Genomic DNA, 21,479 nt, shown 5'->3' on the forward strand with positions numbered 1-21,479 from the left:
TTTGAGCAAAGCTCCAAAAGTTATCCACATTTTTCAACTTTCAATTCTGCAATCATCTATATATTAGAATTCAAAAACTTCCATGTTACTTCAGGTACTATATTTTTTACTTGATCCATTTGATTATTTTTTATAAATTCTCTAACTTTAGAAGCACTTATATAATTACCTTCATAACATTTTCTCTCTATTTCCATCAGCTCTACACCATACTTTGGCATAACTTTTTTTAATGTATTATTATATGTATTAGTAACATTACAGTAGGGTTCCTCACCTACAAATCTCTTTATTATATTTAATTTCTTACAAAAATATTCCCCAAATATGTTACAATCAATATTTTCATAGGATTTTAATCTTTCATCCTCTTTTCTAATAAAATAGGATGGAAAAGTAGCTGATGATATAATATATTCACCACCTGGAATAACTTTTACATTTTTGAAATCTGATAAACCTTCTTTTACCATCAAATATCTATCCTTGAAAGGAAATAAGGATTTGTCTTCTTCCACCACAAATACTATAACTTCACTACATTCTTTTAAAGCCTCTTCTACTAAATATCTATGTCCATTAGTAAGTGGATTGCAATTCATTACTAATGCACCTTTCTTAGTAGTTACATCTATTTCATATTTAGTTATCATTTTATCTAAAGCTTTATTTATATTATAAATTCCATATTCTAATAAAGCAGCATTTTCTTCTTTATATATAAGATTAAAATTCAAGGAAGTAAATATTTTTACTTTATCTGGTTTAGTAAATAAAAAACTATGATATATTCCTTCTTCAAAAAGCTTATCTACTAAATCAGATATAAGGGAAGAAGTTACATTTTCTCCCCTTATATCCTCTGATATGGCAAAGCACTTAAATACATTCTTAGCTTTAGAACAAGTAGCTTTAATTACATTATTTTCGTCTCTAAAAACTACTGTATAATCCACATCTTTATCCAGTATCAATCCAAAGCTTTCTAAAAATTTATATACTTCATTTTTTTCTTCTTCATTTTTCAAGTTTATTTTCTGAAGCTTTAAATCATACATTTTTATCTCCTTAACTTAATGGTTTTCTAACTACATCTATTATAGTACCATCTCTATATTCTACCACTGCTACAACCTTATCTGTAAATTCTATATGCTCTGGTTTTCCTGTCATATTTTCAGCTAAATCTTTTAATTCTTCTATTGTCATAACAGGTAAATTTTTAGCTTTTAATTTTTCTATTAAATCCTTTCTTATTGGATTTACAGCTATACCTCTTTCTGTAACTACTACATCTATACTTTCTCCTGGAGTTGTAACTGTAGTAACCTTATCCTTTATAATTGGAAGTCTTCCTTTTATAAGGTTTGTAACTACTATAGCAAGCTTTGCTCCTGCTGCAGTATCACTGTGTCCACCTGAACCTCCCATTATTATTCCATCAGAACCTGTTGTTACATTTACATTGAAATCTGTATCTATTTCTGTAGCTCCAAGTATCATTACATCTAAATTATTTACTACAGCTCCTTTATTATGAGGGTTCCCATACATTGATCCACTCATACCTTGATGTTTAGGATTATTTCTATAGGATTCTACAGCTTTCAAATCAAAGCACTGTACATCAAATATATTTCTAAATAACCCTTCTTCAAGCATATCTACAATATAACCTGTTATTCCACCTGCTGCAAAACTTCCTGTTACTTTTTTCTCTCTCATTATTTCTTTTAAATTTTCCGCTACTGCAAGGGATGTTCCACCAGCTCCTGTTTGAAATGACATTCCATCCTTTACAAGTCCTGAAGCTTCCATAACCTTTGATGCCATTTTAGCTATTTTAAGTCCTACAGGGTCCTTTGTAATTTTTGTAGTACCTGATACAATACCTGCTGGATTTCCTATGGAATCAACTTTAACTACATAATCTACATAAGTTTGATTGATCTCAATAGGACATGCTGGGTAAGGAACAAGGTTATCAGTAATTGCTATTACTTTATCTGCATATTCAGCATCGCTTGCAGCATATCCTAATGAACCACAAGCAGCATTTCCATAAACTCCATTTATGTTTCCATAAGTATCTGCAGTTGGTGCTCCTATGAATGCTACATCTATATGTAAATCTCCACTTTCTATAGCTCTTGGTCTTCCACCATGAGTCATCATTACTGCTGGTTTCTTTAAGTATCCCTTTGATATAGCTTCTGCTACAGGTCCTGACATATAATTTGCAACTATTCCTGTTACAACACCCCTTTTCATATATTCTACTAAGGGCTCATGTATTGGAAATATAGAACTTGCTGCTACAGTAATGTCTTTTATTCCTCTTTTTGAAATAGCATACATTACATTATTAAGTATGAAATCTCCATTTCTTAAATGGTGATGAAAGGATATAGTCATTCCATCCTTTATTTCTACTTTATCTAAAGCTTCTTCTATACTATTTAATACTTTATCTTCTCCTGGTTTTACGGAACTTACCTTTACACCTACTTTTTCTTTAACACCACAATTTGAAAAAGCTCCTTGAAAAGGCTTTACTTCCCTATAGCCTTCTATATTATCAGGAATTTCTCTTCCTAGTACATTTTTCATAGTAATACCTCACTTTTTCCAGATTTAATCTAACATATTAATTAAATAAGACCTAATAATTTAGCCAATTCCACAGTAGTTACTGCTCTGTTTATTACAGGTGCATCTACCATTTTTCCATCTAAAGAAAATACTCCTAACCCTTTAGCTTTAGCTTCATCTCTAGCTTCTAACACTCTTACTGCATGCTTTATTTCAGCTTCTGTTGGTTCAAATACTGAATGTATAGTGTCTATTTGTCTTGGATTTATGGATGATTTTCCAGTGAAACCTATACTCTTGGCTTTAAATGTATCTTTTCTTAATCCTTCATAATCATTAGTATCCGTAAAAGGAGTATCTATAGCATCTACTCTAGAAGCTCTACAAGCTGTAGATACTCTGTTTCTTGCATAAAATATTTCTTCTCCTTCTTTTGTTCTCTTAATTCCAAAGTCTGAAGTTAAATCTTCCGCTCCTAAAAGTACACCTACTACTCTTTTTGATGCTTTTATTATGCTGTATACATTTTCCAAGCCATAAGCTGTTTCTACAATTGGAATAAGTTTTATATGATTGTCTTCAAATTTTTCTTCACTTTCAATTTTAGAAAGCATTTTATCTATAGCTTCAAGCTGCTCTTCTGTAGCTTTAGGAATCATTAATGCATCTGGCTTAACTCTAGCTATAGTATCTATATCCTTTGGTCCATATTCAGTATCTAGTGGATTTACTCTTACTACTAGTTCTACTGCTGAATAATCTATAACTTTTATAGCTTCACTAACAAGTCTTCTTGCACTATCTTTTTCTGTAAGACTTACTGCATCCTCTAAATCAAGTATTACTGAATCAGCTCCAAGGATTGGTGCACTTTGAAGCATTCCAGGATTGTTGCCAGGCATAAAAAGCATTGTTCTTCTTAGTCTTTTCATATATCTCACCTCAATTTTAAATTTACATTGCTCTTTCTATAGCTGTTTGAACTCTCGCTTTTATTGTATAATCTAATGCTCCTTTATCCTGAGCCTTTATAGTTATACTTTCTATTCCTAATTCTTTTACTTTTTCTAATATAGTTTTTTCTATTTGTTTTCCAAACTGCTTCATTACTATACTTTCAAGCTCTAATTCTACTTTGCCATTTTCATTTGGCGAAATCATAATCATTATGTCATTTGATTCTAGTGTCCCTGATTTGGCTACCTTCTTTATTTCCATTAGCTTTCTCTCCTCATATTTCTAATTTAGTCATTTACAGAATTTAAATATCCTTCTTGCCCTATTTCATACAAATTATTTCCTTCAGAATCTATTACTACAACTAGAGGTAAATCTTCTACTTCTAATCTTCTTACTGCTTCAGATCCCAAATCTTCGTAAGCTATAACTTCTGCCTTTTTTATAGCCTTTCCCATAAGAGCAGCAGCTCCACCTATAGCTGCAAAATAAACAGCTTTATTCTTTTTCATAGACTCTATTACTTCTTTTGATCTCAAACCTTTTCCTACCATTCCCTTTAAGCCTATATCCAATAATCTTGATGCATAAGGGTCCATTCTATAACTTGTAGTAGGGCCTGCTGAACCTATTACTTTTCCTGGCTTTGCTGGACTTGGCCCTACATAATATATGATTGAATCTTTTACATCCATAGGCAATTCTTCACCCTTATCTAAAAGCTCTATAAATCTTTTATGAGCTGCATCTCTTGCAGTATATATAACTCCAGATAACAATACACTATCTCCAGCCTTTAAATCTTTGACCTTTTCCTCTGTGAAAGGAGTTGAAACTCTTTTTTCCATACTTATACCTCCAAATTATCAATTATTATAGTTCTATCTCTGCATGTCTTGTAACATGGCAATTTATATTAACAGCAACTGGAAGCCCAGCTATATGCGTTGGATATGTTTCTATATTTACTGCAAGTGCAGTAGTCTTTCCGCCAAATCCTTGTGGTCCAATTCCTAAAGCATTTATTTTATCTAAAAGTTCTTTTTCCAAATTTTCATAAAATGGATTTGAGTTTCTTTCTGCTAAAGGTCTGATTAGTGCTTTTTTAGCTAAATTTGCTGCTTTGTCAAAGGTTCCACCTATACCTACACCTACTACAATTGGAGGACATGGATTAGGTCCTGCTTCTTTTACTGCTTTAAGTATAAATTCTTTAACCCCATCTAATCCATCTGCAGGCTTTAACATTTTAATTTGACTCATATTTTCTGAACCAAATCCCTTAGGAGCTACAGTAATCTTTAATTTATCACCTGGAACTAAATTGTAATATATAACTGCTGGTGTATTATCTTTTGTATTTACTCTATCTAACGGATCTTTTACTACAGATTTTCTTAAATAGCCTTCTGTATACCCTTGTCTTACACCTTCATTTATAGCATCCTCTAAACTTCCTCCTACTATATGAACCTCCTGGCCTACTTCTAAGAATACACAAGCCATACCCGTATCCTGACACATAGGTACTTGTTCATCTTTAGCTATATCTACATTTTCAAGTATTTTTTCTAAAATGCCCTTTGCCATATCCCATGTTTCTTCTTCTTTAGCCTTTTTAATTCTACTTTTAACATCCTCTGAAAGAAAGTAATTAGCATCTATGCATAATTTTTTTATAGAACTTGTTATTTCTGATACATTTATATCTCTCATATTTATCTTTCTCCTCTTTGCAAATATTTTAGTGCTTTTTTGTAGACGAAAAGGCAGTTTAACCAAACCGCCTTTTACAAATTAGAGTACAATTATTTTCTTCTATTTACAAGTGCAATAACCCTATTCATTTCATTATTAACTATCATATACCCTTCATCTACGCCCATTCCTGGTTTAGCAAGTACTTGTTTTGCGCCACAAGCCATACCTATATTTGTAGTTACTTCAGCCGATCTATTTGTTTCATTACATGTTCCTCCACAATATGCTCCCATATCATGTTCTTTACAATACATTATTGCATCTGCTATATTATTTACTCCACCTAAATCTGGTGTCTTTATTTGTACCATATGTCCTGCTTTATTGTCTGTAAAGAATTTTACATCCTCTACTGTGTTGCACCATTCATCTGCAACTAATTCGACGTTTATTCCTCTTCCATCTAATTCTGCTGTTAAGTCTCTTAATGCCTCCATTTGTTTTTGTCTTTCTTCTACATCCATTGGTCCTTCTATTCTCAAATGGAATGGTTTTGCTGCTTCCTCTAGTGTTTTTATATAATCAGCCATTGCTTTTGTATCATAATTAAATGCAGCACCTATTGTTCCATATACATCTATATGGAATATTGGACTATAATCTTGCTTTGTTCTTAATTTTATTACTCTATCTCTTAACCATTCAACATACTTTAAAAGTTTTTCACCTTTTAATCCTAATTTTTCTTCTACATTATTTATAAGTGCATGAGGCATTACATCTGCACCCTTTATTATCATTTTATCTGAATTGTCATATCTGTCATCTCCTGATTGTGTAAATATTGGAACTCTCTTTATTTCATAACCTGAATTGTATTCATTTCTTATTACTTCTGCCATAGTTAATTTTTGAGCTTTTGCTACTGCATCAAGTATTGCTTGAGTTATTCCATATCTTATAGCTGTATGTAATCTTTTTCCATTGATCTGCATTTTATCAAATTCTTCTGCTAGTGCTTTGAATTCCTTTAATTCTCTTCCTATAAGCTTTGGTGCTATTTCCTTTTCTATAACTGGAATAAAATCTTTAGCTAAAAATAAAGGATCTCTTCCACCTGCTCCTGAATACTGCACTGCTGCACAATCTCCATATGCTACCTGACCATCTTCTAATATAAGCATCACAGATATAGCTTCTCCTGCCTGTCTAACATTTTTAAATCCTTCTGTTACTGGTTCTCCTACATAAGTGAATCCATCATGACCTGCTCCTTTTTTTATAGCTCTCTGGTCATCAAAATAAAACCCTGTTTTTGATTCTGAACAAATAACATCAACTATTTTCATTTTTTACACCGTCTTTCTAATTATTATTTATATTATTCAGGTCTTCCTATCAAAACACCTTTTCCTACAGCAAATATATCATCTATAGTCATCTGGAATGTTACTTCTCTTCCTTCAAACTTTCCTCTTTCTTCTAGTTTTCTTGTGTTAAATGCCTTTAATTCTTCAGTTAATGGCAAGTTTCCAAAATCCAAGTATCTTACTGCTCCATTATTATCTCTTGCTGGCATCATTTTTCCTACATTATACTTACTTGGTGCAAATGGTATGTCAACTACTCCTGCTGCAAATCCTTTTACTGTTCCTACTGCTAAATCTCCGTTTCCAAGCTCATATAACTTATCCATCATACATTTGGTTTCTGATTTTATTATGCTTATTTCTGTTTCTAATTCCTTTGACATTGGAAGTCTCTGACCTTGAAACATATTAAGCGTCATTTTTGTTGCTTTTATTCCTGCTGCATTTGCTTCCTTTGTCGGTATTCCCAATGCTTCATGTGGTGTTTTTACTATAACCTTTGTTGCGCCTGCTAGTGCTGCTGTTGCTGCTCCTGATCCTATTACTCCAAATGCTTTTGCTTCATCCTGTGGGAATCCTCCCATCCATTGATGAAATACTGTTGTTACATAAACATCATCATATCCATATTTTTTTAAATATTCATTCACTTGTTCTTCTAATGCTCTTATTGCTGCAACATCTTGAACTAAATTTCCACACTGTCCATATCCTACTGTTAAGTTTTTAACCCCTTGCTCTGCTGCAAGTAAAGCTTCTATTATAGCTACTGTATTAGATGTACTTGGTGGAACTAAAGTTCCTGTTAAAGGTCCAAATGGTTCTCTGTTTATTGATATTCCCTGTTCTTCGTAGTATCCAACAAGTCTATCGCAGTACTGCCAGTCTAATAAGCTTCTTTCTATTGATACATTTTTAGCATATGGCACATTATATGATATTCCACCGCCTTCATTTGAAGTCCATCCTGCTGCATGTATTATTTCTGAAAGTAATCTGGAATCTGGTGTACCGTGTCTTGCTTGAAGCGGCAAGTTTACTGCCTCAAATACCTTTCTACATCCTTTAACTCCATGATTTACTCCTGGAAATCCATTTAACAATGATCTTCCTGCTGCTAAACTTTCTTTTATTCCTATTTCACATTCATCATATCTATTCTGTCTCGTATAACTGTCTATTGTTGATGGTAGTAAATCTGCATCTCCTTCATCTTGAAGATGTTTTAAAAGTTCTATATGTTCATCTATTAGAGCTACTCCTGCTCTTGGTTGTGCTAATGTTATTCCCGCCTCTTTAGCTTTTCTTAATTTTGCAGGAAAGCTTTTATATTCTGGTATCTTTTTTAAGTATTCTATCGCTTCCTTTAAATCTACTTCACTTCCTGTTGGCCATTGGCTTAATACTTCTTTTCTCATTTCGAAAAATTCTTCATCTGTCCACTTTTTATTTTTAAGTTCCACCTCAATTACCTCCTAATCAACTTTAACCAAGTATTTTTTCATTATCCTAACTGCCATATCAGGATATTCTTCTGCTAAAAGACCCATGGCAGACATTATATAAACTTTATCAAGTAAATACTTTGGATTTATAGGTTTCAAATGTGTAGGATCAGTTTCATCAAATATACCTGCTTTTAATATTTCTGCTGGATTTTTACTATGAACTAAAACCCCACCTGTTCCTATAAGATATTTTACCTCTAAAAGATCTTTACCTTCTTGAGAATATATTACTCCACATGGAGTATATAGAGTCTCAAGGACTCCTACATGCCTTTCTAAAGATATTTCAGTTGCTGCTTTAGCCATAGCCTCATCAAATTTTATTTCATCTTCAGTTTTAGGCACCATTTTTATATTTTCCGCTCTTAATTTACAATTTGCCTCTACATCTACAGTTTTGTCATTCAGATATTTGTATATTCTTTTTGTAGTTGCAGCTTCTAACAATGCTTCTGCAGAATATCTCATACCTAAGTCACCTTCTACAGTTCTCTTAGCAAAAGGTTCTTGAAGGCCTCTTAATGTTACACCTGCTTTAGAAGGTTCTCCATCTGCCAGCGAATGTACATCTGTAGTAGCGCCTCCTATATCTACAACTACTAAATCTCCCACCCCTTCTTCTTTATCTGTTCCTTCGCTTAAAATCCTTGCAGACTTAAGTACTGCTGCTGGAGTTGGCATTAATATTCCGCTTATATAGTTTTCAGCTTTTTTCATTCCTTTTGCTTCAACTATTTTTTCCATAAATATTTTTCTTATTTCTTCTCTGGCTGGTTCTACATTTAAAACATTAAGTTTAGGCATTACATTATCTGTTACTTTATAAAACATATTAGCCCCACTTAGTATTTCTTCAACTGTGTCTACTGCAACCTTATTTCCAGCTATAACTATTGGTTTATCTATTCCACTTTTTGCAAGCATTTTTGCATTATGAATTATACATTGCTTATTTCCCCCATCTGTTCCTCCTGCTAAAAGTATAATATCCAAATTTGAATTTTTCATTTCATTTATTTCTTTTGAAGTAAGATCATAACTGTATACATTTAAAACTCTAGCTCCAGCACCAAGTGCTGCCCTTTTAGCAGCCTCAGCTGTAAGTTCTGGTACTAGTCCAATAGCTACCATTTTTAATCCACCTGCAGCAGAGGAGCACGCCAATTTTTTTAAAAAATTAACTTCTTTTCCTTTTAAGTTTCCTTGAAGTTTTTCATAAGCGTTATTAAAACCTATCATTATATCATCTTCTATAGTAGTAATATCCTTGGCTGTAGCAAGAATTTCTTCATTTTCTACATCTATAGCAGTAAGCTTCGTATATGTGCTACCAAAATCTATCAGTAAGTAACTATTCAAACCAATCACTCCTGTTTTACTCACATAGAGCTTTTATTTTTAATCGATCTTTTAATTTTCAATTTTTAAATCTTTCCTTAAATCTGCAATATCAACTTCTGGTAATGTGCCTGGTGCATAAACTCTATCAAATCCCATTTCTTTAAACTTCTTTTCTACGTTATCCCATTTTTGCTTTCCTACTACTAGATTTCCTCCAGCATATAGTAATATGCCTCCTAATCCTGACTCATTAAGCTTTTCACGTAGCCCTCTACAATCGATTTCACCATGTCCATAAAGTGACGAAACTATAATTGCATCTGCATTAGTTTCTATTGCGGCATTAATAAAATCTTCCTGTGGACAAAGTACTCCTATATTAATTACATTAAATCCTGCTTGTGTAAACGAGTGCTCAAGTATTTTATTACCAACTGCATGACAATCTGAACCAATTACACCTATAACTAAAGTCTTCATTATGAAACCTCCCAAACTTTACTTTTGATCTTTTAATTCTATTATTTGTGATTTTAAAGCTTTTACAGAATTATCATCTAAACCATATAAAAATTTCATTATTTCTTTTTCCTCTATGCAACTCTCCTTTACATCTCTATATCTACCTGGAGATACTATTAATACATCCGAATTATTTACAATCTTTAACAGTTCATCTTTATCTGTAGTATTTGTATATTGAATGTCTATATTGGCAAGTCCTGCTTTTTCTAAAGCACCTCTTGCTTTAAACATAAATTCTTGTGACATGCAAACAAATCCAAACTTAGTTCCTTCAGGATATCTTGCAATTTTAACTATAGTTTGTAAGTTAACATTTATAGCTACTCCAATTACTTCTTTCTTAAATGGTCTTGTTAACCTCACTATTTCATTAACATGATTAAATGTTGCTATTATTACATGACATTTTTCTATCATGCTTTTAGTTTCTTTGGTTGGCATTTTTATATCATCTAAAGTAAACGGAATAACATTCATATTGGTACTATCCATTAGCTGCTTACTAAACATTCTTGATTGCTCAATATTACATTCAACATATAATGCTGTTATTTTGCTCATGAGTTCATTTTTCTCTCTTACTCGCTGCATAACAATTTCTAAAAATTCATCTGCATCCATACCAGTTTCTAGAGCTTCTTCAAATCCTAAATCCACAAATTTTATTATTTTTTCTTTTATATTTTGTACTTTCCAAGGATTAGCTTCTTCAGCTACAAAAGTTCCTCTTCCTTGATAAGATTTTAGAACTCCCTCTTGTTCTAGCTCATTATATGCTGTACTTATAGTATTTCTACTTACTTTTAATCTTTCAGACAATTCTCTCTCTGTTGGCATCTTATTGCCTACAGTTAATACATCAGTCTTTATTAAATCCATAATTTGTTTTTTAACTTGCAAGTATAGTGGTACTCCACTTTCTTTGTTTATCTTGATTTCTATAGTAATCACCCCAAAATTCATTGGATTAATGGACTAGTCCATTTCTTGACTTAATAATATCACACCTGCAAATGGACTTCAATCGCTTTTTATAATTATTCAAATTTTAGAAAATTCTATCATCAATTACGTTTTAGTCCATTTTAAATCTTATTTTAATGACAAATATCTCTTTACTTAATATCCCATTAGTATCGTTTACTTAAAGGTATGTTTACACATATTTATATTAAAAGAATTAACAATTTTATATTTTTAATTATCAAGAGCTTACTTAGAAAATGAAAAGGCCTGTATATTTTCCTTCACAATATACAGGTTTAACTTGGTTTTTTTATTAATTATAATAATCATTAATTGATTTTACTAATGAAGTTACTACTTTAGATTGATACTCATCTGTATTTAACTTCTCAGCTTCACATGGATTAGATAAAAAACCACACTCTACAAGTACAGAAGGCATACTATCATTACATCTTAATACCTTATAAGAATCTAATGCGGGTTTTTCCTTTCTACTATTATTAGGATCTAAATCTCTTTTTAAATTTTCCTGAGTTATTTTTGCTAATTTTTCACTTTCCACATTTTTAGAATACCAAACTTGTGCTCCATAATATTGTGATTCAGGAAACATATTAAGATGTATACTTATAAACATATTACACTTACTATCCTTTTTAATTTTACATCTATTATTTAAGTCTTCAATTTTTTTCTTTCTTATTTTTCCACTATTTTCATATAATCCTTTATCCTCTTCTCTAGTCATTATGGCATTATATTTTTGTTTTTTAAGTTCAGACTTAAGTTTTAATCCTATTTTCAAATTTATATCTTTTTCCAAAATTCCACTTTTAGATGTGGCCCCGCCATCAATTCCACCATGTCCAGGATCTATAAGTATGATTATATCTTTCTTATCATTAGTACTTGTATTTGAACTAAACATAGCCATAGAATATTTTGCATTAACATAAAATATAGAAGTCATTGATAACAGCATTATAAAAATAACTAATATTAACTTCCTATTTTTAAATTTCAATATTATCCCTCCCAAAAATAAAATTTCATATATATTCTATGCCTTAATATTGATTTTTAATTAACACAATTTTTTACAATAAAAAAAGAGAGGAAATTTCCTCTCCATGTTTTTCTATCTCTTTGAGAACTGTGAAGCTTTTCTAGCCTTTTTAAGACCATATTTCTTTCTTTCTTTCATTCTTGGGTCTCTTGTTAAGAAACCAGCTTTCTTAAGTTCTGGTCTTAAATTTTCATCAGCCTTTAAAAGTGCTCTTGAAATTCCGTGTCTTATAGCTCCAGCCTGACCAGTAAATCCACCACCATGTACATTTACTAATACGTCAAATTTTTCTTTAGTTCCAGTTAAAGTTAATGGCTGATTAACTATAACCATTAAAGTTTCTAATCCAAAATAATTTTCCATTTCTCTTTTATTTATTACTACTTTACCTTCTCCAGGTACAAGTCTTACTCTTGCGATTGATTTCTTTCTTCTTCCTGTTCCAAAATACTGAACTTTAGCCATTTTTTCTCCTCCTTCCAGTTTCCAATTAATATCTTAATTCTAATACTTCTGGTTTTTGAGCTTGATTATCATGCTCAGCACCTCTGTATACTTTTAATTTTTTAAGCATTTGTCTTCCTAATACTCCCTTTGGAAGCATTCTTCTAACTGCTTCTTGGAATACAAATTCAGGCTTCTTTGCTATAGCCTCTCTATATGGAGTCTCTTTTAATCCACCTGGGTAAAGTGAATGATGTCTTAACATTTTTTGATCTAATTTCTTACCTGTTAAAACTACTTTTTCTGCATTTATTATTATAACAAAATCTCCTGTATCAACATGTGGTGTAAATGTTGGTTTATTTTTTCCTCTTAATATTGAAGCAACCTGGCTTGCTACTCTTCCTAGTGGCTTTCCAGCAGCATCAACAACATACCATTTTCTTTCAACTTCTTGTGGTTTTGCTATGTATGATTTCATGGTTTTACCTCCCTAAATTCTTTTATAAAATACGTACTTCTATATAAAGATCCGGGGCTAGTGGATCTTTTATACTCGTAATACAAACATACATTATTATAATACAATCTGCCTGGCGTGTCAATAAGTTAAACACTGAAATTACTTAGTTTATCTAATAAAATACTTTTTCTAAAGTTAGTCCACATGCTGGCACAGATTTTCCCGCCATTGATCTATCTTTAGAACTAATTATTTTATTGATATCTTCAGGATTAAATCTGTTAGTTCCCACATCTAAAAGAGTTCCTACTATAATTCTAACCATGTTATATAAAAATCCGTCTCCTGTTATGGAAAATTTTATATAATTTTCATCTATATCTACATTAAGTTCTTTTATGGTTCTAACAGATGTTTTTACAGAACTTCCACTTTTCTTAAAAGAAGAAAAATCATGTGTTCCTAAAAAGTACTTTGCTGCCTCTTTCATTTTCCCAATGTTTAAATTTTTATTGAAGTAATATACATAATTTCTTCCTATTGCTGGTTTATGAGATCCAGTCAATACTGTATAAACATACTTTTTCCCTATACTATTAAATCTAGAATGAAATTCCTTGTCTACTTCCTTAGATTCAACAATCACTATATCCTCTGGTAAAAAAACATTTAGAGCTTCTTTAAAATTTCCAGATGGTATTGAACTCCCTGTAAAAAAATTACAAACAAACCCTTTGGCATGAACTCCTGCATCCGTTCTACTAGATCCTATGACTTTTGAAAAAACTTTAGTAGCACTTTCAATAGCTTCCTCAACCTTTTGCTGAATTGACTTAGCATTATGTTGTCTTTGCCATCCACAATAATTAGTACCATCATACTCAATTACTAGTTTAATATTCCTAATTAATGCCATGTGTTACTCCATACTGAAACAATTACTAGCGCCATCATACTTATACTTGCAGTAAAGTCTCTATTGGTCATTTTTAATTGTTTCATTCTAGTTCTTCCTTCTCCACCTCTATAACATCTGGCTTCCATAGCCATTGCTAGTTCATCAGCTCTTCTAAATGAACTTATAAAAAGAGGAACAAGTATAGGAATAAGATTTCTTGCCCTTTTAATTAAATTTCCTGATTCAAAATCAGCTCCTCTAGCCATTTGAGCTTTCATTATTTTATCTGTCTCATCCATTAAGGTTGGAATAAATCTTAATGCAATAGTCATCATCATTGCTAATTCATGAGCAGGTACACCTATTTTCTTTAGTGGATTTAAAAGTTTTTCTATACCATCTGTTAATTCTATTGGTGATGTGGTTAATGTTAATAATGATGTTCCAATTATTAAAAATACAAGTCTTAAAACCATAAATGCAGCGAGCATTAAGCCTTCACTATATACTTTTAAAAACTTCCATGCAAATAATGGTGGATTTTTACCATCTGTCATAAAAATATTTAATAAAGCAGTTATTAATACTAATATTAGTACTGGTTTAAGTCCCTTGTATATATATCTAAAATTTACCTTAGATATAATTATTGAAAGTAAAGTAAATGCTACTATAAATATGTACCCTTTAAAAGTATTTACTAAAAATAGATCTATTATATATACTAAAGATATTAGTATCTTCACTCGTGGATCTAATTTGTGTACAAAAGAATCTCCAGGCACATATTGTCCTATTGTAATATCTTTAATCATTTACTAACTCCCCTAACATTTTTTTAGTATCCTTAATATTTCCTCTTTGGCTTGCTGTATAGTAAAAACATCACTAGATATACCTATTCCCTTTTCTTTCAGTGCCCTTACAAGGTAAGTAACTTGTGGTACTGCAAGCCCAACACTTTCTAATGTATCTATTTCTTTAAACACTTGTGATGGAGCTCCATCAAGTATAGCTTTTCCCTTGTGCATAACCAATATCCTATCAGCAAGCTTTGCTACATCTTCCATGCTGTGTGAGACAAGTATAATGGTCATTTTATATTCCCTATGTAAATCCTTTATCTTACCTAAAATATCGTCTCTTCCCTTAGGGTCAAGACCTGCAGTTGGCTCATCCAATATTAAAATCTTAGGTTCCATAGCCACTACACCTGCTATGGCAACTCTTCTTTTTTGACCTCCACTTAATTCAAAAGGAGACTTGTCTTTATAATTTTCATAATCTAAACCAACCATATTCATAGCCCTTTTTACCCTACTATTTATGTGATCATCACTTAGGCCTAGATTTTTAGGACCAAAAGCAATGTCTTTTTCTATAGTTTCTTCAAAAAGTTGATATTCAGGATACTGAAATACAAGACCTACTTTTTTTCTTATAAAATTCAAATTAATTTTCTTTTCAGTAATATCAACATCATCTATTACTATTTTACCCGAACTTGGTTTTAACAAACCATTAATATGTTGAATAAGCGTAGATTTTCCTGAACCAGTATGACCAATTAAAGCAACAAACTCTCCCTCATCAATAGTAATATTAACATTGTCTAGTGCTTTTTTTTCAAAAGGAGATCCTTTCATATATATATGAGTTAAATTTTCTATTTTAATTGACATAATTCATCCACCATCTCATCTATAGTTAATATATCTTTTCTTATATTTATGCCACTTCGTTGAAGTTCATAGCTTAATTCTGTCATTTGAGGTACATCAAGCCCTATATTTTTCATTTCTTGAACTTGACTAAAAATATTTTTTGGAGTACCTTCCATAATAATTTTGCCTTCATCCATAACTATTATTCTATCAGCTTTCACTGCTTCTTCCATATAGTGAGTAATCAGTATTATGGTTATACCATATTTACTATTTACCTCTTTTATAGTTTTCATTACTTCTTTTCTTCCTGATGGATCTAACATCGCTGTGGATTCATCAAATATTATACACTCAGGCATCATTGCTAATACTCCAGCTATAGCTACTCTTTGCTTTTGACCTCCTGACAATAAATGAGGTGCATGTTTTCTGTAATCATACATGTTTACTCTTTTTAAGCATTCATCTACTCTTTTTCTTATTTCTGCTGGATCAACACCTAAATTTTCTGGACCAAAAGCAACATCTTCTTCTACGATAGTTGCAACTATTTGATTGTCTGGATTCTGAAAAACCATACCTGCTTTATTTCTTATATTCCAAACATTATTTTCATCACATGTATCTAATCCACTTACATATACTTTTCCGTCAGTAGGAATTAACAATGCATTCATATGCTTTGCTATAGTTGATTTTCCAGAACCATTTCTCCCTAGAATAACTAGAAATTCTCCCTTTTTTACCTCAAGACTAGCATCATTAATAGCCAACTTTGTTCCATTTTTATCAGCGTTTTCATATTTATAAATAACATTTTTGCATTCTATCATTTTACTTTCCATAGAAGCACCTCGCTAAATTAATGCAGTAAGTTATTGCTTATCTACTTTTTTATATATAAGAAAACGGGGATTAAGTTAGCTTACTTAATCCCCTAAATCTTATACTAACTCTAGTATAACTACTTCAGCTCCATCGCCTCTTCTTGGACCTACTTTATATATTCTAGTATATCCACCGTTTCTTTCAGCATATTTAGGAGCTACTTTATCAAATAAATTCTTAACTACTTCCTCTTCTGTTACAAATGAAAGTACTTGTCTTCTAGCGTGAAGATCTCCTCTTTTTGCAAGAGTAATCATTTTTTCTGCCAAATTTTTTGTTTCTTTTGCTCTAGTTTCTGTTGTTTCTATTTTTCCATGCTTTAAAAAACTAGTAACAAGATTTCTAAGCATTGCTCTTCTTTGGTCAGTTGGACGACCTAATTTACGTTGTAATGCCATATCTATACCTCCTTACCTTCACTTCTCTTTGAGCAAACAATGTTAATATCATTTTTTATTCTTCACTTTGTTTTAAAGACAATCCTAAAGCCTCAAGCTTTTGCTCTACTTCTTCTAAGGATTTCTTACCTAAGTTTCTAACCTTCATCATATCATCCATTGTTCTTTCTGTTAGCTCTTGAACAGTATTTATTCCTGCTCTCTTTAAACAATTATAACTTCTAACTGAAAGGTCCAGCTCTTCTATAGTCATTTCGAGAACTTTTTCTTTCTTATCTTCTTCTTTTTCAACCATTATTTCAACGTTGTTTGCATGATCAGTTAATGTCATGAATAACTTAAAGTGCTCTATAAGAATTTTAGCTGATAAGCTTATAGCTTCTTCTGGCATTATAGTACCATTAGTCCATACTTCTAGAGATAACTTATCATAGTCAGTAATTTGACCAACTCTTGTATTTTCTACTACAAAGTTAACTCTTTTAATAGGAGTATAAATTGAATCTACAGCAATAGTTCCTATAGGCATATCTTCAGATTTATTCTTTGTTTGAGAAACATAACCTCTACCCGTATTAACTTGAATTTCCATATATAACTTGCCATCATCATCAAGAGTTGCTATATGCAAATCCTTATTAATTATTTCTATATCGTCATCGGTTTTTATGTCTCCCGCAACAACTTCTCCTGGTCCTTGAGCATCTATGTATATAGTCTTAGGACCATCACCATTCATTTTTAAAGCTAGACATTTTATGTTTAACACTAATTCAGCAACATCTTCTTTTACTCCACGAACAGTTGAAAATTCGTGAAGTACACCATCTATTTTTATATGGTTAGCAGCAACTCCTGGCAAAGAAGAAAGAAGAATTCTTCTTAATGCATTACCAAGAGTGATACCATAACCTCTTTCTAATGGTTCTACTACAAATTTACCATAGGAACCATCTTCATTAACTTCAACACATTCTATTTTAGGCTTTTCTATCTCTAACATGAATATAACCCTCCTTCTATTTGTATTTCAATTTATTTTGAGGGCAACTGATTCTACTATTTATTATTTACTATAGTATTCTACTATTAATGTTTCGTTAACAGGAACATCTATATCTTCTCTTGAAGGTTCTCTAACAATTTTTCCTTCAAAGTTTTCTGGATTTCCCTCTAACCAAGCTGGTAAAGTCTTTGGATTTTCAGCAAAAGTCTTAAACTTTTCTGTTGATCTACTCTTTTCGCTTACAGCTATAACATCTCCAGCTAAAACTTGATAAGAAGCAATGTCTACTTTCTTACCATTTACTAAGAAGTGTCCGTGTGTTACTAATTGTCTAGCTTCAGCTCTTGAATTTCCGTAACCAAATTTATAAACTACGTTATCAAGTCTCATTTCAAGAAGTTTTAACAAGTTTTCACCTGATATACCTCTTTTTCTTTCAGCCTTTTCATAGTATGTTCTGAACTGTCCTTCTAGTATTCCGTATATTCTTCTAGCTTTTTGTTTTTCTCTTAACTGTAATCCGTAGTTAGAAACTTTCTTTCTACTTTGTCCGTGCTGTCCAGGTGCATAACCTCTTCTTGAAACTGCACATTTATCTGTAAAGCATCTATCACCTTTAAGGAATAATTTTAATCCTTCTCTTCTACATAATCTGCATACTGCTCCAGTATATCTTGCCATTAAATTTACACCTCCTATTACCTAAACTCTTCTTCTTTTTGGTGGTCTGCATCCGTTATGTGGTATTGGAGTAACATCTTTAATCAATGTAACTTCTAATCCAGCAGCTTGTAGTGATCTTATTGCAGCTTCTCTACCTGCTCCTGGTCCCTTAACGTACACTTCAACACTCTTTAATCCATGTTCCATAGCTGCCTTTGCTGATGTTTCAGCGGCCATCTGAGCAGCAAATGGAGTGCTTTTTCTTGATCCTCTAAATCCTAATCCACCTGCACTAGCCCATGATAGTGCATTTCCTACAGCATCAGTTATAGTTACTATTGAATTATTGAAAGTTGATTTTATATGTGCACAGCCATGTTCAACATTTTTTCTTTCTTTTCTTCTTCTTGTCTTTTTATTCTTTGATCCAGCTGCCATCTTTTTCCCTCCCTACACTAAGTTATTTCTTTTTCTTAGCTCCTATCATTTTCTTAGGACCTTTTCTTGTTCTTGCATTTGTTTTTGTCTTTTGTCCTCTTACTGGAAGACCTCTTCTATGTCTTATTCCTCTATAACATCCAATTTCAATTAATCTCTTTATGTTAAGAGCAATCTCTCTTCTTAAGTCACCTTCAACTTTTACGTTCTTATTAACATAGTCTCTTAATGCATTAACTTCTTCTTCAGTTAAATCCTTAACTCTAATATCTGGATTTACTCCTGTTCCACTAAGGATTTTGTGAGAAGTTGGTAATCCTATGCCATATATATAAGTTAGACCTATTTCTACTCTTTTTTCCTTTGGTAGGTCAACACCTGCTATTCTTGCCATTAAAATTTACACCTCCTGAATATCTAGTTGGTATGGATTATTTTTTATATAAAGTTCTAGGTCAATAGAATAAATTCAATTCTATATGCCAGCCGCATCCTAAAACATTAATAACTTAAAATTTTTTTAATTTATTAGCCTTGTTTTTGCTTATGTTTAGGATTTTCACAGATAACCATTACTCTTCCTTTTCTTTTTATAACTTTACATTTTTCACACATAGGCTTAACTGATGGTCTTACTTTCATAGCTAACCCTCCTTACTTTGCTCTCCAGGTTATTCTTCCACGACTTAAATCATATGGAGAAAGCTCTACTGTAACTTTATCACCTGGAAGAATTCTTATAAAATTCATTCTCAATTTTCCTGATATATGTGCCAATATTTTATGTCCGCTTTCCAATTCTACTTCAAACATTGCATTAGGTAACGCTTCTAAAACAGTACCCTGCATTTCTATAACATCATCTTTTGACATAAGGTAATCAAACCTCCTTATTATTGTCGTAAGACTGCAAAATTTTTCTTATTGTCGCACTATTAATTCTTTCATTTGATATTAATAGGTTTCTTATTTCTTCAGCTACAGAATTAGTAAAGTTTAAATGCTTCACTTTTTTCTTTTTTGGTCTTTCTACAGTTCTAAGGTCTCCATCACAAATATAAACATATTTATCATCTAGCACACTTAGTATTATAAAGAATTTACCTTTATCCCTTCCTGCTTTTGAACAAACTATCTTTCCTATACAGCTATTACTGTCTAACAACATATTCACCTCTATTAAATTAAGGTCAGTATCTCAGGACCATCATCTAAAATAGCAACAGTATTTTCATAATGAGCTGATAGGCTTCCATCCATTGTTACAACAGTCCAATTATTAGGTTGTGTTTCTACACGGTATTTACCTGCATTTACCATAGGTTCTATGGCCAGCACAATACCCCGAGTTAATTTCGGACCTCTTCCAGGCCTTCCATAGTTAGGTACTTCAGGATCTTCATGCATATCTTTGCCTATACCATGACCTACATATTCTCTTACTATAGAATACCCAAAGCTTTCAGCATAAGTTTGAATAGATGCAGAAATATCAGTTAATCTATTACCAACAATAGCTTTTTCAACACCTTTAAAAAAGCTTTCTTTTGTTACTTCAATCAACTTTTTAGCTTCTTCAGAGATTTTACCTACAGCAAAAGTTCTTGCTGCATCTCCTTGATATCCATTTAATATAGCTCCACAATCAACGCTTATTATATCACCTTCTTGCAAAACTACACTTTTATTAGGGATACCATGAACTACTTCTTTATTAACTGAAGTACATATCGAACCTGGAAAACCACAATATCCTTTAAAGGATGGTCTTCCACCTTGTTTTGTAATATAGTCTTCTGCAATTCTATCCAATTCTGCAGTTGTTATACCAGGCTTTACTACCTCTTCAAGCTTTAACAGGGTATTTGCAACAACTTTACCTGCTTGCCTCATATACTCAATCTCAGTGTCTGTCTTAATTATTATCATTTACCAACAGCTCCTAGAACATTACAAATTTTATCAAAAACTTTTGTTATTTCTCCTGTTCCTTCTACTGAAGAGAGTATATTCTGATCTTTATAGTATTGAATAAGTGGCTGAGTCTGCCTATCATATACATCTAATCTTTCCTTAACTGTTGCTTCAGTGTCATCTTTTCTTTGTATTAAAGCACCATTGCAAGCATCACATTTTCCTTCAACTTTAGAAGGATTAAACTTCATATGATAACTAGCTCCGCACTTCGAACAAACTCTTCTTCCTGTCATTCTTTCTAAGATAAATTCCTTTGGAACATCTACAAGTAATGCAGTGTTAATTTTTTGTTCATTATCATTCAAAAATAAATCTAAAGCTTCAGCCTGTTTAACTGTTCTTGGAAACCCATCTAATAAAAAGCCATTTTTACAATCATCTTCCATAAGCCTATCTTTTACTATTCCTATAGTAACTTCATCCGGAACTAGCTTTCCATTATCCATATATGTCTTGGCCTCAATTCCAAGAGGAGTCTTTTCTGAAATATTCTTTCTGAAAATATCTCCTGTAGATATATGAGGTATTGAAAATTTTTCACTAATTAATTTAGCCTGAGTTCCCTTTCCAGCTCCTGGAGGACCTAATAAAATTATTTTCACTTGAAT

At 31.9% G+C, this 21,479-nt stretch carries 28 protein-coding genes; all 28 read right to left on the minus strand.

The genetic code is table 11. The features are described from left to right. Nucleotides 1–56: 56 nt before the first annotated feature. The 28 genes from citC to EG57_RS0216915 all read right to left on the minus strand — a co-directional run bounded on the left by citC (nucleotide 57) and on the right by EG57_RS0216915 (nucleotide 21,473). Entirely contained in the window at nucleotides 57–1,058 is a 1,002-nt protein-coding gene (citC, locus tag EG57_RS0216780) for a [citrate (pro-3S)-lyase] ligase (protein WP_052037988.1), read from the minus strand. A 10-nt stretch (nucleotides 1,059–1,068) separates the two neighbouring features. Further along, entirely contained in the window at nucleotides 1,069–2,610 is a 1,542-nt protein-coding gene (gene citF / locus EG57_RS0216785) for a citrate lyase subunit alpha (RefSeq protein WP_032078334.1), read from the minus strand. Nucleotides 2,611–2,651: 41 nt separating this feature from the next. Then, nucleotides 2,652–3,524 (minus strand): HpcH/HpaI aldolase/citrate lyase family protein, encoded by an 873-nt coding sequence (locus EG57_RS0216790; protein WP_032078335.1) that lies wholly within the window; start codon nucleotides 3,522–3,524, stop codon nucleotides 2,652–2,654. A gap of 22 nt (nucleotides 3,525–3,546) precedes the next feature. Continuing rightward, nucleotides 3,547–3,810 carry a citrate lyase acyl carrier protein gene (citD, locus tag EG57_RS0216795; protein WP_032078336.1) on the minus strand — a complete coding sequence of 88 codons (264 nt, stop codon included), beginning with the start codon at nucleotides 3,808–3,810 and terminating at the stop codon, nucleotides 3,547–3,549. 26 nt (nucleotides 3,811–3,836) lie between these two features. Next, entirely contained in the window at nucleotides 3,837–4,397 is a 561-nt protein-coding gene (locus EG57_RS0216800) for a Fe-S-containing hydro-lyase (RefSeq protein ID WP_032078337.1), read from the minus strand. 25 nt (nucleotides 4,398–4,422) lie between these two features. After that, a complete protein-coding gene (locus EG57_RS0216805) occupies nucleotides 4,423–5,265 on the minus strand; it encodes a fumarate hydratase (protein ID WP_032078338.1) in 843 nt (280 codons plus the stop codon). A gap of 92 nt (nucleotides 5,266–5,357) precedes the next feature. After that, nucleotides 5,358–6,599, minus strand: coding sequence for a methylaspartate ammonia-lyase (locus EG57_RS0216810; RefSeq protein ID WP_032078339.1), 1,242 nt, complete (start codon nucleotides 6,597–6,599; stop codon nucleotides 5,358–5,360). A gap of 32 nt (nucleotides 6,600–6,631) precedes the next feature. Next, a complete protein-coding gene (locus EG57_RS0216815) occupies nucleotides 6,632–8,083 on the minus strand; it encodes a methylaspartate mutase subunit E (RefSeq protein ID WP_032078340.1) in 1,452 nt (483 codons plus the stop codon). Between the two features lie 12 nt (nucleotides 8,084–8,095). Continuing rightward, nucleotides 8,096–9,487: a methylaspartate mutase accessory protein GlmL gene (gene glmL / locus EG57_RS0216820; protein ID WP_032078341.1), complete on the minus strand. Its 1,392-nt coding sequence runs from the start codon at nucleotides 9,485–9,487 to the stop codon at nucleotides 8,096–8,098. Between the two features lie 51 nt (nucleotides 9,488–9,538). Beyond that, nucleotides 9,539–9,949: a methylaspartate mutase subunit S gene (glmS, locus tag EG57_RS0216825; RefSeq protein ID WP_032078342.1), complete on the minus strand. Its 411-nt coding sequence runs from the start codon at nucleotides 9,947–9,949 to the stop codon at nucleotides 9,539–9,541. 18 nt (nucleotides 9,950–9,967) lie between these two features. After that, entirely contained in the window at nucleotides 9,968–10,957 is a 990-nt protein-coding gene (locus EG57_RS0216830) for a GntR family transcriptional regulator (RefSeq protein ID WP_032078343.1), read from the minus strand. A gap of 316 nt (nucleotides 10,958–11,273) precedes the next feature. Next, nucleotides 11,274–11,987, minus strand: coding sequence for an N-acetylmuramoyl-L-alanine amidase CwlD (gene cwlD, locus EG57_RS0216835; RefSeq protein ID WP_032078344.1), 714 nt, complete (start codon nucleotides 11,985–11,987; stop codon nucleotides 11,274–11,276). Nucleotides 11,988–12,101: 114 nt separating this feature from the next. Beyond that, nucleotides 12,102–12,494 carry a 30S ribosomal protein S9 gene (gene rpsI / locus EG57_RS0216840; protein WP_007062407.1) on the minus strand — a complete coding sequence of 131 codons (393 nt, stop codon included), beginning with the start codon at nucleotides 12,492–12,494 and terminating at the stop codon, nucleotides 12,102–12,104. A gap of 25 nt (nucleotides 12,495–12,519) precedes the next feature. Beyond that, nucleotides 12,520–12,954, minus strand: coding sequence for a 50S ribosomal protein L13 (rplM, locus tag EG57_RS0216845; RefSeq protein ID WP_007062406.1), 435 nt, complete (start codon nucleotides 12,952–12,954; stop codon nucleotides 12,520–12,522). 154 nt (nucleotides 12,955–13,108) lie between these two features. After that, on the minus strand, nucleotides 13,109–13,843 hold the full coding sequence (truA, locus tag EG57_RS0216850; RefSeq protein WP_200880573.1) for a tRNA pseudouridine(38-40) synthase TruA: 735 nt from the start codon (nucleotides 13,841–13,843) through the stop codon (nucleotides 13,109–13,111). Then, entirely contained in the window at nucleotides 13,843–14,649 is an 807-nt protein-coding gene (locus EG57_RS0216855) for an energy-coupling factor transporter transmembrane component T family protein (RefSeq protein WP_032078346.1), read from the minus strand. Before EG57_RS0216855 ends, truA begins: the two co-directional genes overlap by 1 nt. Before the next feature lie 12 nt (nucleotides 14,650–14,661). Next, entirely contained in the window at nucleotides 14,662–15,516 is an 855-nt protein-coding gene (locus tag EG57_RS0216860; protein ID WP_032078347.1) for an energy-coupling factor transporter ATPase, read from the minus strand. After that, entirely contained in the window at nucleotides 15,501–16,346 is an 846-nt protein-coding gene (locus tag EG57_RS0216865; protein ID WP_032078348.1) for an energy-coupling factor transporter ATPase, read from the minus strand. The genes EG57_RS0216860 and EG57_RS0216865 overlap by 16 nt, the downstream gene beginning before the upstream one ends. A 99-nt stretch (nucleotides 16,347–16,445) precedes the next feature. Next, complete coding sequence (gene rplQ / locus EG57_RS0216870) at nucleotides 16,446–16,787, minus strand: 50S ribosomal protein L17 (RefSeq protein ID WP_029160312.1); 342 nt, start codon at nucleotides 16,785–16,787, stop codon at nucleotides 16,446–16,448. A 55-nt stretch (nucleotides 16,788–16,842) separates the two neighbouring features. Further along, nucleotides 16,843–17,790 (minus strand): DNA-directed RNA polymerase subunit alpha, encoded by a 948-nt coding sequence (locus tag EG57_RS0216875; RefSeq protein ID WP_032078349.1) that lies wholly within the window; start codon nucleotides 17,788–17,790, stop codon nucleotides 16,843–16,845. A 63-nt stretch (nucleotides 17,791–17,853) separates the two neighbouring features. Next, a complete protein-coding gene (rpsD, locus tag EG57_RS0216880; protein ID WP_032078350.1) occupies nucleotides 17,854–18,474 on the minus strand; it encodes a 30S ribosomal protein S4 in 621 nt (206 codons plus the stop codon). Nucleotides 18,475–18,495: 21 nt separating this feature from the next. Continuing rightward, nucleotides 18,496–18,894 (minus strand): 30S ribosomal protein S11, encoded by a 399-nt coding sequence (gene rpsK, locus EG57_RS0216885; protein ID WP_007062397.1) that lies wholly within the window; start codon nucleotides 18,892–18,894, stop codon nucleotides 18,496–18,498. Between the two features lie 22 nt (nucleotides 18,895–18,916). Continuing rightward, the gene (gene rpsM, locus EG57_RS0216890) at nucleotides 18,917–19,288 is read right to left on the minus strand and encodes a 30S ribosomal protein S13 (RefSeq protein WP_032078351.1); all 372 of its coding nucleotides are present in this window, start codon (nucleotides 19,286–19,288) and stop codon (nucleotides 18,917–18,919) included. Nucleotides 19,289–19,422: 134 nt separating this feature from the next. Further along, nucleotides 19,423–19,536: a 50S ribosomal protein L36 gene (rpmJ, locus tag EG57_RS0216895; protein ID WP_021122033.1), complete on the minus strand. Its 114-nt coding sequence runs from the start codon at nucleotides 19,534–19,536 to the stop codon at nucleotides 19,423–19,425. Between the two features lie 12 nt (nucleotides 19,537–19,548). Further along, complete coding sequence (infA, locus tag EG57_RS0216900; RefSeq protein ID WP_007062394.1) at nucleotides 19,549–19,767, minus strand: translation initiation factor IF-1; 219 nt, start codon at nucleotides 19,765–19,767, stop codon at nucleotides 19,549–19,551. 7 nt (nucleotides 19,768–19,774) lie between these two features. Continuing rightward, entirely contained in the window at nucleotides 19,775–20,062 is a 288-nt protein-coding gene (locus tag EG57_RS0216905) for a KOW domain-containing RNA-binding protein (protein WP_029954683.1), read from the minus strand. A gap of 11 nt (nucleotides 20,063–20,073) precedes the next feature. After that, complete coding sequence (map, locus tag EG57_RS0216910) at nucleotides 20,074–20,823, minus strand: type I methionyl aminopeptidase (RefSeq protein ID WP_032078352.1); 750 nt, start codon at nucleotides 20,821–20,823, stop codon at nucleotides 20,074–20,076. After that, nucleotides 20,820–21,473 carry an adenylate kinase gene (locus EG57_RS0216915; protein ID WP_032078353.1) on the minus strand — a complete coding sequence of 218 codons (654 nt, stop codon included), beginning with the start codon at nucleotides 21,471–21,473 and terminating at the stop codon, nucleotides 20,820–20,822. The genes map and EG57_RS0216915 overlap by 4 nt, the downstream gene beginning before the upstream one ends. Between the last annotated feature and the right edge of the window lie 6 nt (nucleotides 21,474–21,479).

This window comes from Clostridium drakei (assembly GCF_000633595.2).
GTDB lineage: Bacteria > Bacillota > Clostridia > Clostridiales > Clostridiaceae > Clostridium_AM > Clostridium_AM drakei.

Excerpts from the sequence above, each read along its gene's own strand:
- citC (WP_052037988.1), bottom strand. The coding sequence starts at position 1,058 with ATGTATGATTTAAAGCTTCAGAAAATAAACTTGAAAAATGAAGAAGAA.
- citF (WP_032078334.1), bottom strand. The coding sequence starts at position 2,610 with ATGAAAAATGTACTAGGAAGAGAAATTCCTGATAATATAGAAGGCTAT.
- EG57_RS0216790 (WP_032078335.1), bottom strand. The coding sequence starts at position 3,524 with ATGAAAAGACTAAGAAGAACAATGCTTTTTATGCCTGGCAACAATCCT.
- citD (WP_032078336.1), bottom strand. The coding sequence starts at position 3,810 with ATGGAAATAAAGAAGGTAGCCAAATCAGGGACACTAGAATCAAATGAC.
- EG57_RS0216800 (WP_032078337.1), bottom strand. The coding sequence starts at position 4,397 with ATGGAAAAAAGAGTTTCAACTCCTTTCACAGAGGAAAAGGTCAAAGAT.
- EG57_RS0216805 (WP_032078338.1), bottom strand. The coding sequence starts at position 5,265 with ATGAGAGATATAAATGTATCAGAAATAACAAGTTCTATAAAAAAATTA.
- EG57_RS0216810 (WP_032078339.1), bottom strand. The coding sequence starts at position 6,599 with ATGAAAATAGTTGATGTTATTTGTTCAGAATCAAAAACAGGGTTTTAT.
- glmS (WP_032078342.1), bottom strand. The coding sequence starts at position 9,949 with ATGAAGACTTTAGTTATAGGTGTAATTGGTTCAGATTGTCATGCAGTT.
- EG57_RS0216830 (WP_032078343.1), bottom strand. The coding sequence starts at position 10,957 with ATGAATTTTGGGGTGATTACTATAGAAATCAAGATAAACAAAGAAAGT.
- rpsI (WP_007062407.1), bottom strand. The coding sequence starts at position 12,494 with ATGGCTAAAGTTCAGTATTTTGGAACAGGAAGAAGAAAGAAATCAATC.
- rplM (WP_007062406.1), bottom strand. The coding sequence starts at position 12,954 with ATGAAATCATACATAGCAAAACCACAAGAAGTTGAAAGAAAATGGTAT.
- EG57_RS0216855 (WP_032078346.1), bottom strand. The coding sequence starts at position 14,649 with ATGATTAAAGATATTACAATAGGACAATATGTGCCTGGAGATTCTTTT.
- EG57_RS0216860 (WP_032078347.1), bottom strand. The coding sequence starts at position 15,516 with ATGTCAATTAAAATAGAAAATTTAACTCATATATATATGAAAGGATCT.
- EG57_RS0216865 (WP_032078348.1), bottom strand. The coding sequence starts at position 16,346 with ATGGAAAGTAAAATGATAGAATGCAAAAATGTTATTTATAAATATGAA.
- rplQ (WP_029160312.1), bottom strand. The coding sequence starts at position 16,787 with ATGGCATTACAACGTAAATTAGGTCGTCCAACTGACCAAAGAAGAGCA.
- EG57_RS0216875 (WP_032078349.1), bottom strand. The coding sequence starts at position 17,790 with ATGTTAGAGATAGAAAAGCCTAAAATAGAATGTGTTGAAGTTAATGAA.
- rpsD (WP_032078350.1), bottom strand. The coding sequence starts at position 18,474 with ATGGCAAGATATACTGGAGCAGTATGCAGATTATGTAGAAGAGAAGGA.
- rpsK (WP_007062397.1), bottom strand. The coding sequence starts at position 18,894 with ATGGCAGCTGGATCAAAGAATAAAAAGACAAGAAGAAGAAAAGAAAGA.
- rpsM (WP_032078351.1), bottom strand. The coding sequence starts at position 19,288 with ATGGCAAGAATAGCAGGTGTTGACCTACCAAAGGAAAAAAGAGTAGAA.
- rpmJ (WP_021122033.1), bottom strand. The coding sequence starts at position 19,536 with ATGAAAGTAAGACCATCAGTTAAGCCTATGTGTGAAAAATGTAAAGTT.
- infA (WP_007062394.1), bottom strand. The coding sequence starts at position 19,767 with ATGTCAAAAGATGATGTTATAGAAATGCAGGGTACTGTTTTAGAAGCG.
- EG57_RS0216905 (WP_029954683.1), bottom strand. The coding sequence starts at position 20,062 with ATGTTGTTAGACAGTAATAGCTGTATAGGAAAGATAGTTTGTTCAAAA.
- map (WP_032078352.1), bottom strand. The coding sequence starts at position 20,823 with ATGATAATAATTAAGACAGACACTGAGATTGAGTATATGAGGCAAGCA.